This is a genomic window from Streptomyces sp. NBC_01463 (assembly GCA_036227345.1).
Classification (GTDB): Bacteria; Actinomycetota; Actinomycetes; order Streptomycetales; family Streptomycetaceae; genus Streptomyces.
Map to the genome: position 1 here is coordinate 4,793,953 of CP109468.1, position 14,097 is coordinate 4,808,049.

General features: G+C 69.1%; 12 protein-coding genes and 1 tRNA gene. 6 read left to right on the plus strand and 7 right to left on the minus strand.

Annotated elements, in window-relative coordinates:
* Positions 1–13: 13 nt before the first annotated feature.
* A tRNA-Gly gene (locus OG521_21210) sits at positions 14–87 on the minus strand.
* 488 nt (positions 88–575) lie between these two features.
* Here OG521_21210 and dcd point away from each other — a divergent pair.
* Both dcd and OG521_21220 read left to right on the plus strand, forming a co-directional pair.
* Complete coding sequence (gene dcd / locus OG521_21215; GenBank protein ID WUW23162.1) at positions 576–1,151, plus strand: dCTP deaminase; 576 nt, start codon at positions 576–578, stop codon at positions 1,149–1,151.
* Between the two features lie 6 nt (positions 1,152–1,157).
* Positions 1,158–1,658: a phosphoribosyltransferase gene (locus tag OG521_21220; protein WUW23163.1), complete on the plus strand. Its 501-nt coding sequence runs from the start codon at positions 1,158–1,160 to the stop codon at positions 1,656–1,658.
* 165 nt (positions 1,659–1,823) lie between these two features.
* Here the strand turns inward: OG521_21220 and OG521_21225 are convergent, their stop codons facing one another.
* The 4 genes from OG521_21225 to OG521_21240 all read right to left on the minus strand — a co-directional run bounded on the left by OG521_21225 (position 1,824) and on the right by OG521_21240 (position 7,321).
* Positions 1,824–2,747 (minus strand): YIP1 family protein, encoded by a 924-nt coding sequence (locus OG521_21225; GenBank protein WUW23164.1) that lies wholly within the window; start codon positions 2,745–2,747, stop codon positions 1,824–1,826.
* Positions 2,748–2,856: 109 nt separating this feature from the next.
* Entirely contained in the window at positions 2,857–4,032 is a 1,176-nt protein-coding gene (locus OG521_21230) for a VCBS repeat-containing protein (protein ID WUW26756.1), read from the minus strand.
* A gap of 200 nt (positions 4,033–4,232) precedes the next feature.
* Positions 4,233–6,500, minus strand: coding sequence for a (Fe-S)-binding protein (locus OG521_21235; protein WUW23165.1), 2,268 nt, complete (start codon positions 6,498–6,500; stop codon positions 4,233–4,235).
* Between the two features lie 104 nt (positions 6,501–6,604).
* Positions 6,605–7,321, minus strand: coding sequence for a sugar transferase (locus OG521_21240; GenBank protein ID WUW23166.1), 717 nt, complete (start codon positions 7,319–7,321; stop codon positions 6,605–6,607).
* A gap of 313 nt (positions 7,322–7,634) precedes the next feature.
* Between OG521_21240 and dnaK the strand changes: the two genes are divergently transcribed.
* From dnaK to OG521_21260, 4 genes are all read left to right on the plus strand, one after another.
* Positions 7,635–9,494: a molecular chaperone DnaK gene (dnaK, locus tag OG521_21245; protein WUW23167.1), complete on the plus strand. Its 1,860-nt coding sequence runs from the start codon at positions 7,635–7,637 to the stop codon at positions 9,492–9,494.
* Positions 9,491–10,141, plus strand: a complete 651-nt coding sequence (gene grpE / locus OG521_21250) for a nucleotide exchange factor GrpE (GenBank protein ID WUW23168.1) — start codon at positions 9,491–9,493, stop codon at positions 10,139–10,141. Before dnaK ends, grpE begins: the two co-directional genes overlap by 4 nt.
* 123 nt (positions 10,142–10,264) lie before the next feature.
* Entirely contained in the window at positions 10,265–11,455 is a 1,191-nt protein-coding gene (gene dnaJ, locus OG521_21255; GenBank protein ID WUW23169.1) for a molecular chaperone DnaJ, read from the plus strand.
* Position 11,456: 1 nt separating this feature from the next.
* On the plus strand, positions 11,457–11,903 hold the full coding sequence (locus tag OG521_21260) for a helix-turn-helix domain-containing protein (GenBank protein ID WUW23170.1): 447 nt from the start codon (positions 11,457–11,459) through the stop codon (positions 11,901–11,903).
* 30 nt (positions 11,904–11,933) lie between these two features.
* Here OG521_21260 and OG521_21265 read toward each other — a convergent pair whose 3' ends face one another.
* Together OG521_21265 and OG521_21270 are read right to left on the minus strand one after the other, a co-directional pair.
* The gene (locus tag OG521_21265) at positions 11,934–12,944 is read right to left on the minus strand and encodes a helix-turn-helix transcriptional regulator (GenBank protein ID WUW23171.1); all 1,011 of its coding nucleotides are present in this window, start codon (positions 12,942–12,944) and stop codon (positions 11,934–11,936) included.
* Positions 12,941–13,921, minus strand: coding sequence for a LuxR C-terminal-related transcriptional regulator (locus tag OG521_21270; protein WUW23172.1), 981 nt, complete (start codon positions 13,919–13,921; stop codon positions 12,941–12,943). Before OG521_21270 ends, OG521_21265 begins: the two co-directional genes overlap by 4 nt.
* Positions 13,922–14,097 lie beyond the last annotated feature (176 nt).

Consider the following 14,097-nt stretch of genomic DNA (forward strand, 5'->3'; position numbering starts at 1 on the left):
TGGGGCTTTTTCATGGAGCGGGTGACGAGAATCGAACTCGCGCTCTGAGCTTGGGAAGCTCATGTTCTACCATTAAACTACACCCGCACAACGCACTGGCTGACCAGCGACGCATCGTCCCACACTGTACCCCATCGCCGATCCCCCGAGGCCGCGGCCCGGGTGCGGGTCGTGATGGACGTGGGGTGTGTCGGGGAGTGGATGCGGTTGTGGTGGGCGGGAGTTGGGGGCGTAGCGTGAGTGGTCGGAGTGCCGCGTGGAGTGGCGTCCTGTTCATCCCCTAATGTGGCTTTCTCGTCCACGGCTTGATGGGGAAGGGACTTGATGGACTCCATGGAGCGCACTGTCGTCCGCTGTGCCGAAGGGCACGTTTTCGCTACCGCCTCGTTCCCGATGCAGCAGCTCGGGTCCGGGCGGATCGGTCCCGGGCGGCTTATCCGCTGTCCTCGCTGCGCCCGGTTGCGGCATGCCGTGCCCGTGGTGTTCGAGGAGCGGTAGGGCTTCCGGGCAGGTGGCGACAGGCGCGCGGGCGGCCCGATGAGGGTGGGCCCGCGCGTTCTGCGTATCCTCGGTGGGTGCTTCTCTCAGACAAGGACATCCGGGCCGAGATCGACGCCGGACGCGTACGTATTGATCCGTTCGATGCGTCGATGGTGCAGCCGTCGAGCATTGATGTGAGGCTCGACCGCTATTTCCGGGTGTTCGAGAACCACCGCTATCCGCATATCGATCCGGCCGTCGAACAGGCCGATCTGACCCGTACCGTCGAGCCGGACGGGGACGAGGCGTTCATCCTGCACCCCGGTGAGTTCGTGCTCGCCTCGACGTACGAGGTCATCTCGCTGCCCGCCGATCTCGCCTCGCGGCTGGAGGGCAAGAGTTCGCTCGGCCGGCTCGGGCTGGTGACGCATTCGACCGCCGGGTTCATCGATCCCGGGTTCTCCGGGCACGTGACCCTGGAGCTGTCGAACCTTGCCACGCTGCCGATAAAGCTGTGGCCGGGGATGAAGATCGGGCAGCTGTGCATGTTCCGGCTGAGTTCTCCGTCCGAGTTCCCTTACGGCTCCGAGCGGTACGGATCGCGGTACCAGGGGCAGCGCGGGCCCACCGCGTCGCGGTCCTTCATGAACTTCCACCGGACGCAGGTGTGATGCCGGGTGAGTGATGACGTGCGGGAGAATCTGACGTACGACGGTTTCGGGCACGCCGTGCGGGAGCTGGCGCAGGCCGTCGCCGATGACGGGTACGAGCCGGACGTGGTGCTGAGCATCGCGCGCGGCGGGGTGTTCGTCGCGGGCGGGCTGGCGTACGCGCTGGACTGCAAGAACATCCACCTGGTGAATGTGGAGTTCTATACCGGGGTGGGCACCACACTCGAAATGCCCGTCATGCTGGCGCCCGTGCCCAATGCCATCGACTTCTCCGACAAGAAGGTTCTGATCGCCGACGATGTCGCCGATACCGGGAAGACGCTGAAGCTGGTCCGCGACTTCTGTATCGATCATGTCGCCGAGGTGCGCTCAGCCGTCATCTACGAGAAGTCGCATTCGCTCGTGAAGTGCGAGTACGTGTGGAAGAAGACCGATAGCTGGATCAACTTCCCGTGGAGTGTGGAGAAGCCCGTCGTGCGGCGCAGCGGACAGGTTCTCGACGCCTGAGCGGTTGGGTGGCGATCGGGTGCGTGCCGGTCGCGTGTGCGTGTGCGTGTGCGTGTGCGTGCAGAGAAGAACCCCCGGGCCCTGGTGAGGGCGGTCCGGGGGTTCTGTCGTTCCTGGTGCTGTGGTGCTGTGGTGCTGTGGTGCTGTGGTGCTGTGGTGCTGTGCTCAGATCGTGCCCAGTTTGAGGATCGAGACCAGGGCCAGGAGCTGGATCGCTGAGGCGCCCAGGGCCTTCGGCCACGGCAGGTCGTGGGACTTGCTCACCATCGAGGTGAACAGGGCAGCCGCCGCCAGCCAGGTGATCCAGCCGAGGATCTGGACCAGGGAGTTCTCGCCGCCCAGGAAGAGCGCGAAGATCAGGCGCGGGGCGTCCGTGATCGACATGATCAGCATGGAGAGGCCCACGGTCGGCTGCCACGCGCCGTCGCCGCCGAGCTGGCGGGCGAGGGTGTGGGTGACCGCGCCGAGCACCAGGCCGCCGAGCACGAAGCACGCGCCCGTGAGGATGACGTAGGGGACGGCCGAGGAGACCGGCGCGTGGATCGCGTCGTCGCGGGCCTGGTCGAAGCCGAAGAGCGCCAGCAGGCCGTAGAGGAACGTGACGATCAGGGCCGGGCCCCAGACCGGGTAGTCGCGCATCTGCCAGAACGTCGGGCCGGGGCGCGTCACGATGCCGCTCAGCAGCTGCTTCCAGTGCAGGCGCGGGCCCGTGGGCTGGGCGGGGGCCTGGCCGGCGCGGTAGGTGTTGCCGTCGCCGTACGGGTCCTCGTTGATGCTGAAGGCCTGGGTGTGTCCGGGGCTGTTCGCGTACGGGTCGCCCTGCTGGGGGTACGGGGCGTGGCCCTGCTGCTGCGGGTACGGGTCGGCGAAGTACTCGGGCTCGTCCGGCCCGCCGCCTTGGTAGCCGCCGCCACCGTTGTAGTTGTTGTGGTGGCCGCCGTTGGGCGGGCCCGTGTTGCCTCCCGTCGGCGGCCATTGCTGCTGTCCGTACGGCGGTGGTGCCTGAGTGCCGTACGGCTGCTGCCGCGGTTGTCGCGCTTGCTGCGGGGTGCGGTTGTCCCGGCCGCGTCCGATCCTGAATCCAGCCACGTAATCGAACGTACCTGGTCCGCGCGGGTCGGGTGGGAGGGGCGGGGGAACTGGACCGCCTTTGCGGCCTAGCTGTGACATCCCCTAAGGGAACCCTGGGGGGTTGTCCTCAGCCCGCCGTGAACAGCGCGCTGGTGAAGGTGATCAGCGGGCGGTCCGGCGTGGCGGCCGGGTACAGCGCGATCAGGTCCGCCGTCTCGCCCCGGTGCGTACGGACCACCGTGTCCGGCTTCTTGTCGCCGTCGAAGTCCCCGTACCGCTGGAGGAGGGTCGTTTCCGCACCGCTCGTCGCCGCGGGCGATCCGCTGCCCTTCGCCGTGCGCAGCGGTGCTGCCGGGAGCTTTCCGGCCGGTGCGCGAAAGCGGTACGCGCCGCCCGGGCGGGCCGGTCCGTCGGGGGTGCCGAGCAGCAGCGTGCCCTTGCCCGCGGTGCCCGGCTCGTGGGGGAGGGTGGTGTACACCAGGTCGTCGTAGCCGTCCTTGTCCGTGTCCCCCCGGGGCTCGGGGGCGGACAGGGCGGGGCCCGCGCCGGGGATGGTGCCGCCGGCGGCGTGCGGGCGGCCGTCGCGGGTGAAGGGGCCCCGCAGGAAGCTGAGCCGGCCGGCGCTCGCCGTCACGGCCAGGTCCGGTTTCCGGTCGCCGTCGAAGTCGCCGCAGACGGGGTGGTCGGGCCACTCGTTGCCGAAGCGGGCCCGGTCCGGGATGCGGAGCGTGACGGCCTTGCCGGTGAGGCCCGCGGGGGAGCCGAAGAGGATCTGCAGCGGGACGGGCGGGCGGCCGATGCCGTTGTACGGGGGGTCGGTGGCCACGATCAGATCGGTGAAGCCGTCCCGGTCGAGGTCGCACGACGCCTCGGCGTCGAACGCCGACGGGAGGGTGTCGCCGCTCTTGGCGGCGTTCGCCCGCGCGCTGAGGAGCTGGCGTACGGAGGGGGCGAGGCCGCGGGTGGCGGAGCCGTACACGATGCCTATGCCGGCGTCGTCGCCGTGGCTGTCGGCGGCCGGCTTCACCAGGTCGTCGAGGACCAGGTCGCGGAGGCCGTCGCCGTTGAAGTCGTCCGGGGTGTGGCTGCCGGTGCCGTGCGGGACGGCGTGGCGCTCGGCGCCCGCCAGGCCGGAGAGCGCGGTGGGCGGGGCGTCGCCGTTCTTCGGGGACGCGGGGTCCGGGGAGCCCGCGCAGGCCGTCAGCAGGAGTGCGCAGAGGCAGCCGAGCGCGGTGGCCGCCGTCGGTCCGGCCGCGCCCCGGGGGCCCGCCGCCGTTCTCGCGCGTGTCCTGGCGATGCGTATCCGCACGGGATACCTCCGATGCGTATCCCCGTGGGGACACCTCGTACGTCTCGTCGGTCTCGGCCGTCCGGCGGGGCTCACGCGCCCCACGGCCGTTCCACATGATGCGCCACCGGGGCCGTACAACAGAAGCGGCCGGTCCTGCCCCCGAGGCAGGTCCGGCCGCTTGTGCAACGCGGTGGCGCGTGACGGGTTACCCGTTACTTCACCGGTTCCGGCTCCGGCGCGTCCGCCGTCTCCGGCTCGCCCGCCGGGTCAGCCGGGGTACGCACCGAGTCGAGCAGCAGCTGCGACACGTCGACCACCTGGATCGATTCCTTCGCCTTGCCGTCGTTCTTCTTGCCGTTGACCGAGTCGGTCAGCATGACGAGGCAGAACGGGCAGGCGGTGGAGACGATGTCCGGGTTGAGGGAGAGGGCTTCGTCGACGCGCTCGTTGTTGATGCGCTTGCCGATCCGCTCCTCCATCCACATCCGGGCGCCACCGGCACCGCAGCAGAAGCCGCGCTCCTTGTGGCGGTGCATCTCCTCGTTCCGCAGACCCGGCACCTTCGCGATGATTTCGCGCGGGGGCGTGTAGATCTTGTTGTGACGGCCCAGGTAGCAGGGGTCGTGGTACGTGATCAGACCCTCGACCGGCGTCACCGGGATCAGCTTGCCCTCGTCGATGAGGTGCTGGAGCAGCTGCGTGTGGTGGATGACCTCGTACTCGCCGCCGAGCTGCGGGTACTCGTTCGCGATGGTGTTGAAGCAGTGCGGGCAGGTCGCGACGATCTTCTTCGTCGCCTTCGCCTTCTTCGTCGAGTCGTCCTCGTCGTCCTCGCCGAAGGCCATGTTCAGCATCGCGACGTTCTCCTGGCCGAGCTGCTGGAACAGCGGCTCGTTGCCCAGGCGGCGGGCCGAGTCACCCGTGCACTTCTCGTCGCCGCCCATGATCGCGAACTTGACGCCCGCGATGTGGAGCAGCTCGGCGAAGGCCTTGGTGGTCTTCTTCGCGCGGTCCTCCAGGGCGCCGGCGCAGCCGACCCAGTAGAGGTAGTCGACCTCGGTGAGGTCCTCGACGTCCTTGCCGACGATCGGGACCTCGAAGTCGACCTCCTTGGTCCACTCGACGCGCTGCTTCTTGGCGAGACCCCAGGGGTTGCCCTTCTTCTCCAGGTTCTTGAGCATCGTGCCCGCCTCGGACGGGAACGCGGACTCGATCATCACCTGGTAGCGGCGCATGTCGACGATGTGGTCGATGTGCTCGATGTCGACCGGGCACTGCTCCACGCACGCACCGCAGGTGGTGCAGGACCAGAGGACGTCCGGGTCGATGACACCGTTCTCCTCGGCCGTGCCGATCAGCGGGCGCTCGGCCTCCGCGAGGGCGGCCGCGGGGACGTCCTTGAGCTGCTCCTCCGTCGCCTTCTCGTTGCCCTCCATGTCCTTGCCGCCGCCGGCCAGCAGGTACGGGGCCTTGGCGTGCGCGTGGTCGCGCAGGGACATGATCAGGAGCTTCGGGGAGAGCGGCTTGCCCGTGTTCCAGGCGGGGCACTGCGACTGGCAGCGGCCGCACTCCGTGCACGTGGAGAAGTCGAGGATGCCCTTCCAGGAGAACTGCTCGACCTGGGAGACACCGAAGACGGCGTCCTCGGCCGGGTCCTCCCAGTCGATCTCCTGGCCGCCCGTCGTCATCGGCTGCAGCGCGCCCAGCGCGACCGCGCCGTCCGCGTTCCTCTTGAACCAGATGTTCGGGAAGCCGAGGAAGCGGTGCCAGGCGACACCCATGTTGGTGTTGAGCGAGACCGTGATCATCCAGATCAGCGAGACGCCGATCTTGATCATCGCGGTGAAGTAGATGAGGTTCTGCAGGGTGCCGAGCGCGAGTCCCTTGAAGGCGAGGACCAGCGGGTACGAGACGAAGTACGCGGCCTCGTAGCCGCCGACGTGGTGGATCGCACCCTCGAGACCGCGCAGGGTCAGGATGGCCAGGCCGATGACGAGGATGACGTACTCGACGAAGTACGCCTGCCAGGCCTTCGAGCCCGCGAACCGGGACTTGCGGCCGGCCCGGGAGGGGAGGTTCAGCAGCCGGATGGCGATCAGCACGAGGATGCCGACCGTCGTCATCAGGCCGATGAACTCGATGTACAGCTCGAACGGCAGCCATTCACCGATGATCGGCAGCACCCAGTCGGCCTTGAAGAGCTGTCCGTACGCCTGGAGCAGCGTCGGCGGCAGCGTCAGGAAGCCGATCGCGACGAACCAGTGCGCGAAGCCCACGATGCCCCACCGGTTCATCCGGGTGTGGCCGAGGAACTCCTTGACCAGGGTGATCGTGCGCTGCTTGGGGTCGTCGGTGCGACTGCCTGCCGGTACCGGCTGTCCGAGGCGGACGAACCGGTAGATCTGCGCGACGGCTCGGGCGATGAGCGCAACGCCGACGACGGTCAGCACCAGCGACACGATGATCGCGGCGAGTTGCATTTGGGGGCTCCTCGGGCCTGCGAGGGTGGGATTCAGCGGTGGTCGCTGATTACTCAGGTGATTACTAAGCAGTAACTTAATCAGTCTGTGCTGACACTATCCACTTATTCCGCCGTCCTGTAGCCGGGCAGGCGGTGATCTGTGTCGCTCAGGTCTGCCTTGCCGTGCCGCACAAGGCCACGGGCCGCTTCGCGCAGGGGTGCGCCGACGGCTTCCGCGAGGATCGCCAGGTCCAGCGCCGGGCGGTGGTGCTCGGCGTAGTGCTGGTCGAGGAGGGCCGGTTCGTCCCACGGCATCGTCGAACGGTGGCGCACCTGGGCCAGGCCGGTCAGGCCGGGCTTCAGTTCCTGCCGCCAGTCTCGCGCACCGGTCGCCCGTTTCCGTACCTCGGCCGGCGTGAGCGGCGCCGGTCCGACCAGCGCCAGCTCTCCGCGTACGACATGGGGCAGCCGGGAGATGACGTGCAGCCGCAGCCGCCGGGTGCGCAGCGACCGCAGCACGAAGGGCCGGCCGCCCGCTCCCACCCGGGTGGATCGGGTCAGTACGCCCCCGGGGCCGCGCTGCACGGCGAGGACCAGGGCGGCCGCGGCGAGCAGGGGGGCGGCCAGGAGCAGCAGGGCCGAGCCGAGGGCCAGGTCCAGGGTTCGTCCGGCCGTGGGGCGGGGCAGGCGCGTCAGTGGGGCGAGCCGCTTGAGTGCCCTGAGTGCTTCGGAAGCCCTGGGCGTCCTGAGCGTTCCCGCGAGGTACGGGCGGCGGCCGCGCCTTGCCGGGCCTCGTCGTTGCCGCGGCCCGTGATGCCGGCCTTGCCTCTGCGTCTGCATCGTTCGCACCTGCCTGGTTCGGCGGTTCGTGTGCCGGTTTTGCGCGGCTCACGGCATTTTGTGACAGAACGATCCCATGAGGCGATGATGGGGAGGGCCGTGTGGCCCGTGGGGCGGGTCGGTGTCGCCCGGGTGCCGCCCGTAAGTGGGCCGAACGGCGTGCGTCCGCCGTCACGCATGGCGGTGTTTTCGCTGGTGGCGGCTGGTGCGTGCACAATAGTTGAGTCGGCTCGACTCAGGTCTGTTGACTCTGGGGCGGGTGTCATGCATCCTTGAGTCAGATCCACTCAAGTAGTCAGTTGGAGGAATTGAAATGGCACGTGCGGTCGGCATCGACCTGGGCACGACTAACTCCGTCGTCAGCGTTCTCGAAGGCGGCGAGCCCACCGTCATCACCAACGCCGAAGGCGCCAGGACCACGCCGTCCGTCGTCGCTTTCGCGAAGAACGGCGAGGTGCTGGTCGGCGAGGTCGCCAAGCGCCAGGCAGTGACGAACGTCGACAGGACGATCCGTTCGGTCAAGCGCCACATGGGCACTGACTGGAAGATCGAGATCGACGGCAAGGGCTTCAACCCGCAGCAGATGAGCGCCTTCATCCTGCAGAAGCTCAAGCGTGACGCCGAGTCCTACCTGGGCGAGAAGGTGGCCGACGCGGTCATCACCGTCCCGGCGTACTTCAACGACTCCGAGCGTCAGGCGACGAAGGAGGCCGGCGAGATCGCGGGCCTGAACGTCCTGCGTATCGTCAACGAGCCGACGGCCGCCGCGCTGGCGTACGGGCTCGACAAGGACGACCAGACGATCCTCGTCTTCGACCTCGGTGGCGGCACCTTCGACGTGTCCCTCCTGGAGATCGGCGACGGCGTCGTCGAGGTGAAGGCCACCAACGGTGACAACCACCTCGGTGGTGACGACTGGGACCAGCGCGTCGTCGACTACCTGGTGAAGCAGTTCGCCAACGGGCACGGCGTGGACCTGTCCAAGGACAAGATGGCTCTCCAGCGTCTCCGCGAGGCCGCGGAGAAGGCGAAGATCGAGCTGTCGTCCTCGACGGAGACCTCGATCAACCTGCCGTACATCACGGCGTCGGCCGAGGGCCCGCTGCACCTGGACGAGAAGCTCACGCGCTCGCAGTTCCAGCAGCTCACCGCTGACCTCCTGGACCGCTGCAAGAACCCGTTCCACAACGTCATCAAGGACGCGGGCATCCAGCTCTCCGAGATCGACCACGTCGTTCTCGTCGGTGGCTCGACCCGTATGCCGGCCGTCGCCGAGCTCGTCAAGGAGCTCACGGGCGGCCAGGACGCCAACAAGGGTGTGAACCCGGACGAGGTCGTCGCCATCGGCGCCTCGCTCCAGGCCGGTGTCCTCAAGGGCGAGGTCAAGGACGTCCTGCTCCTCGACGTCACCCCGCTGTCCCTCGGTATCGAGACCAAGGGAGGGATCATGACCAAGCTCATCGAGCGCAACACCACGATCCCGACCAAGCGCTCCGAGATCTTCACGACGGCCGAGGACAACCAGCCGTCCGTGCAGATCCAGGTCTACCAGGGCGAGCGCGAGATCGCGGCGTACAACAAGAAGCTCGGGATGTTCGAGCTGACCGGTCTGCCGCCGGCCCCGCGCGGTGTGCCGCAGATCGAGGTCGCGTTCGACATCGACGCCAACGGCATCATGCACGTCGCTGCCAAGGACCTCGGCACCGGCAAGGAGCAGAAGATGACCGTCACCGGTGGCTCCTCGCTGCCGAAGGACGAGGTCAACCGGATGCGCGAAGAGGCCGAGCAGTACGCGGACGAGGACCACCGCCGTCGCGAGGCCGCCGAGTCCCGTAACCAGGGCGAGCAGCTCGTCTACCAGACGGAGAAGTTCCTCAAGGACAACGAGGACAAGGTCCCCGGTGACGTGAAGACGGAGGTGGAGACCGCGCTCACCGAGCTGAAGGAGAAGCTCAAGGGCGAGGACACCGCCGAGATCCGCACGGCCACCGAGAAGGTCGCGGCCGTCTCCCAGAAGCTGGGCCAGGCGATGTACGCCAACGCCCAGGCCGAGGGCGGACCGCAGGCCGAGGGCCAGCCGGGTGCCGAGCAGGCCCAGGCCGACGCCCAGGACGATGTCGTCGACGCCGAGATCGTCGACGACGAGAAGGACTCCAAGGGCGGTGCGGCGTGACCGAGGAGACTCCGGGCTTCGAGGAGAAGCCCGACGTCCCCTCCGGCGCCACCCCTGACGACGCCGAGCCGAAGGCCGCCACCCCCTCTTCGGAGGAGGAGGCGGCCCCGGCCGGGGACGCGAACCTGACAGCCGGTCTGACCGCTCAGCTGGACCAGGTCCGCACGGCGCTCTCCGAGCGCACGGGCGACCTCCAGCGGCTCCAGGCCGAGTACCAGAACTACCGCCGCCGTGTGGAGCGGGACCGGGTCACGGTCAAGGAGATCGCTGTCGCGGGTCTCCTGTCCGAGCTCCTGCCCGTGCTCGACGACGTCGGCCGGGCCCGTGAGCACGGTGAGCTCGTGGGCGGGTTCAAGTCGGTGGCCGAATCGCTGGAGACGGTCGTCGCCAAGCTCGGACTGCAGCAGTTCGGCAAGGAGGGCGAGCCCTTCGACCCGACGATCCACGAGGCCCTGATGCACTCGTATGCGCCGGACGTCACCGAGGACACCTGCGTGGCGATCCTGCAGCCTGGGTACCGGATCGGCGAGCGCACCATCCGTCCCGCGCGGGTGGCGGTGGCCGAACCCCAGCCGGGGGCGGCACCCGCGACCGCGAAGGAAGAGAAGACAGACGACGAGGAGAGCGGTGGCGGCGAGGAGGTCTGACATTCTGTCCGACCACCTGGCAGTACATCGCCCGGCCACCGGGCCTCGCGTACGGAGCACGCCGCACACCGGCCTGATCCGTACGGGAGGCCCCCGGCCGGTCGTCCGGAAGGAGGGACGTCGATGAGTACGAAGGACTTCGTCGAGAAGGACTACTACAAGGTTCTCGGCGTCCCGAAGGACGCCACCGACGCCGAGATCAAGAAGGCGTACCGGAAGCTCGCCCGCGAGTTCCACCCGGACGCCAACAAGGGCGACGACAAGGCGGAGGAGCGCTTCAAGGAGATCTCCGAGGCGAACGACGTCCTCGGTGACACCAAGAAGCGCAAGGAGTACGACGAGGCCCGCGCCCTCTTCGGCAACGGCGGGTTCCGCGCCGGACCCGGCGGGGCCCAGGGCAACTTCAACTTCGACCTCGGAGACCTCTTCGGAGGCGCCCCGGGCGGCGGCCAGGGCGGCGGTGCCGGCGGTTTCGGCGGCGGCGGTCTGGGAGACGTCTTCGGCGGCCTCTTCAACCGCGGCGGAGGCGGCGCAGGCACACGCGTGCAGCCGCGCCGCGGCCAGGACATCGAGTCCGAGGTGACGCTCAGCTTCACCGAGGCGGTCGACGGGGCCACGGTCCCGCTGCGGATGTCCAGCCAGGCGCCCTGCAAGGCGTGCTCCGGCACCGGCGACAAGAACGGCACCCCGAGGGTCTGCCCCACCTGCGTCGGCACCGGACAGGTCTCGCGCGGCAGCGGCGGCGGGTTCTCGCTCACCGATCCCTGCGTGGACTGCAAGGGCCGGGGCCTCATCGCCCAGGACCCCTGCGACGTCTGCAAGGGCAGCGGCCGGGCGAAGTCGTCCCGCACCATGCAGGTCAGGATTCCGGCGGGCGTCTCCGACGGCCAGCGGATCCGGCTGCGCGGCAAGGGAACCCAGGGCGAGCGCGGCGGACCGGCCGGCGACCTCTACGTCGTCGTCCACGTCGACGCCCACCCGGTCTTCGGCCGCAAGGGCGACAACCTCACGGTCACCGTGCCCGTCACCTTCACGGAGGCGGCGCTCGGCGGCGAGGTGAAGGTGCCCACGCTCGGCGGGCCGCCGGTCACCCTGAAGCTTCCGGCCGGTACGCCCGGCGGGCGCACCATGCGGGCCCGCGGCAAGGGCGCGGTCCGCAAGGACGGCACCCGCGGCGACCTGCTCGTCACCGTCGAGGTGACGGTCCCCACGGACCTGGGCCCCGAGGCCCGGGAGGCCCTGGAGACCTACCGGAAGGCGACCGCGGACCAGGACCCGCGGGCGGAGCTGTTCCAGGCAGCGAAGGGAGCTTGAGGTGGACGGCCGGAGACGTAATCCGTACCAACTGACCGATGAATCCCCGGTGTACGTGATCTCGATCGCGGCCCAGCTCTCGGGCCTGCATCCGCAGACGCTGCGCCAGTACGACCGCCTCGGCCTGGTCTCGCCCGACCGCACGGCCGGGCGCGGCCGGCGCTACTCGGCCCGTGACATCGAACTGCTGCGCACCGTGCAGCAGTTGTCGCAGGACGAGGGCATCAACCTGGCCGGTATCAAGCGCATCATCGAGCTGGAGAACCAGGTCGCGGCCCTCCAGCAGCGGATCGCCGAGCTCTCGGCGGCCGTCGACGGGGCCGATGCGGCGCTGCAGCAGCGCGAGGCGCAGGTCCACGCCTCGTACCGGCGCGACCTGGTGCCCTACCAGGACGTGCAGCAGACCAGCGCCCTGGTGGTCTGGCGGCCGAAGAGGCCGAAGGACTGAGGGGATTCGTCCCCGCCACGGAGAAGTCCGTCACCCCGGAACGTCAGGGGCGGCGGGCTTCTCCGTCGTCGTGACCGGCGGCACGGGCTCGGCGATGCCTGAGCGGACGAGGAGGGCGCCGAGGTGGGTGCGGCTGGTGGCGCCGAGGATCTGCATCAGCTTGGCGATGTGGGCGCGGCAGGTGCGGACGCTGATGCCGAGGGTGCGGGCGACGGCCTCGTCCTGTTTTCCCTCGATCAGGAGGCGCGCGATGCTGTGCTGGACGGCGGTGACCGGGACGCCGGGCAGCGTGGTGGGGAGCTGCTGGGTGAACGGGGTGGCCCCTTCCCACAGCGTCTCGTAGATCCCGGCCAGGAAGCCGACGAGTGCGGGGTGGCGGATCTCCAGGGCGGCGCTGCGGTCGGGGCTGGCCGGGAGGTAGGCCACCTTGCGGTCGAAGATGAGGAGGCGGTCGACGACCTGCTCCATGGTGCGTACCTGGAGGAGGCTGCTTGGCAGTTGGCCCATGTACGCCTTGAGCGCGGGGCTGTAGCGCGCGGAGTGCTGGTAGATGTGGCGCAGCCGGACATCTCGCTCAACAGTGGGCAGGGTGCCGGCCAGCGCTGTCCGGAGCTCTTCGGGCGACCGCGTGCTGCCGGGCTGAATCGTCAGGATCTCGGCGTGTGTCTCACTCAGTGAACGGGCGATGCCCGCCTGGATGGCCGGTGGCCCGACGATGACGTCGATGCTGCGATGCGGGGCGTCACCGAAGGACGTCAGCGGTACCAGCGCCCTCGCCAGCAGGTCGGAGGCCCGGACCTGGTCCACCAGGCCCTGGGCCAGGGGGCCCAGCAGGCGGGCGAGGGCCACCGAATGCGGTACGGGGCGCAGGAGCCCGCTGTCGTGCGGGTCGGGCAGGAGGAGCGCCGTATCGACGAGACAGGGCGTTGCTTCGGTGGCTGACCGGGCGAGGCTGCCTTTGCCCAGTGCTTCGGCGTAGAGGCTGACAGCCGCGTCGCACAGTCCGCGGTCGCTGTGTTCGTGCACGGGCGGCGCCGTCATGCCTGGGTGCCTCCGGCGATGCCGGACTGGACGAGGAGGGCGCCGAGGTGGGTGCGGCTGGTGGCGTCGAGGGTCTGCATCAGCTTGGCGATGTGGGTGCGGCAGGTGCGGACGCTGAAGCCCAGCTTCCGTGCCACTGCCTCGTCGTGGTGTCCCTCGACGAGGAGGCGGGCGATGCTGTGCTGGACGGCGGTGACGGGAGTGCCCGGGGCGGCCGTCTGCAGGTGTTCGGCGATCGGGGTTGCCTGCGCCCACAGGACTTCGTACACCTGTACCAGGTAGCGGACCAGTGCCGGATGCCGGATCTGGAGAGCCACATCGCGGTCGGCCGTCGCGGGGATGAACGCCACCGCGTGGTCGAAGATGATGAGCCGGTCGATGGTCAGCTCCATCGTTCTGACCTGTACCTGCCCTGGCGGCATCTGCTCCAGGTAGTTCCGGACGGGGGCGCTGTAGCGGGCCGGGTGCTGGTAGATGTGGCGGAGCCTGGCACCTCTTTCCACAGCTGACAGGCCGTTGGCGAGTCCCTGCTCGATCTGCTCGGGTGATCGGTGACCGCCCGGCTGAGCGGTCAGGACCTCCGTTTCGGCGGCGGCAGCCGCCTCGTGCAGGGCGGAGTCGATCAGCCGTTTGCCTTCGAGCACGGTGATGGAGAGGTTGGGGTCCTCGCTCGCGATGGCCGCCAAGGGTGCCAGGGACTCGACCAGTGCGGCGCTGCGGCGTACCTGTTCATGGACGTTGCGCGTGATGGGCTGCAGCAGATGGGCGAGCACGGCCGAAGGTGTTGCCGGGCGCAGCATCGCCGGATCACGCGGGTCCGGGTGGAGCAGTGCCATCTCGATGAGGCAGGGGGCCGGTGCGACCTCGGCTCGTGGGAGACGCCCTCGGCGCAGGGATTCGGAGTAGAGCCGGATTGCCGGCTCGCACAGTTCGAAGTCGCTGTGCGGGTGATCTGGTATGCCCGTTTCCGTGCCCATCTGGACCCCCCCATTCTTTGCAGTGCAACAAGATGACGGTGGTGAAACCCTAGCGACCGAGGGAGTGTTGACGTGTCGGGGGAGCCGGGAACTCTCCCGGCTGATCCAGGGCACGGCCATGCTCTCCCCCTTGCGTGGCGGTGCCCCCGGCCCGGGGGTGGGGACTTTGGGTGCCG

Coding starts and splice junctions, on each gene's coding strand:
- dnaK (WUW23167.1), top strand. CDS start 7,635: ATGGCACGTGCGGTCGGCATCGACCTGGGCACGACTAACTCCGTCGTC.
- OG521_21235 (WUW23165.1), bottom strand. CDS start 6,500: ATGCAACTCGCCGCGATCATCGTGTCGCTGGTGCTGACCGTCGTCGGC.
- OG521_21270 (WUW23172.1), bottom strand. CDS start 13,921: ATGGGCACGGAAACGGGCATACCAGATCACCCGCACAGCGACTTCGAA.
- OG521_21265 (WUW23171.1), bottom strand. CDS start 12,944: ATGACGGCGCCGCCCGTGCACGAACACAGCGACCGCGGACTGTGCGAC.
- dnaJ (WUW23169.1), top strand. CDS start 10,265: ATGAGTACGAAGGACTTCGTCGAGAAGGACTACTACAAGGTTCTCGGC.
- OG521_21240 (WUW23166.1), bottom strand. CDS start 7,321: ATGCAGACGCAGAGGCAAGGCCGGCATCACGGGCCGCGGCAACGACGA.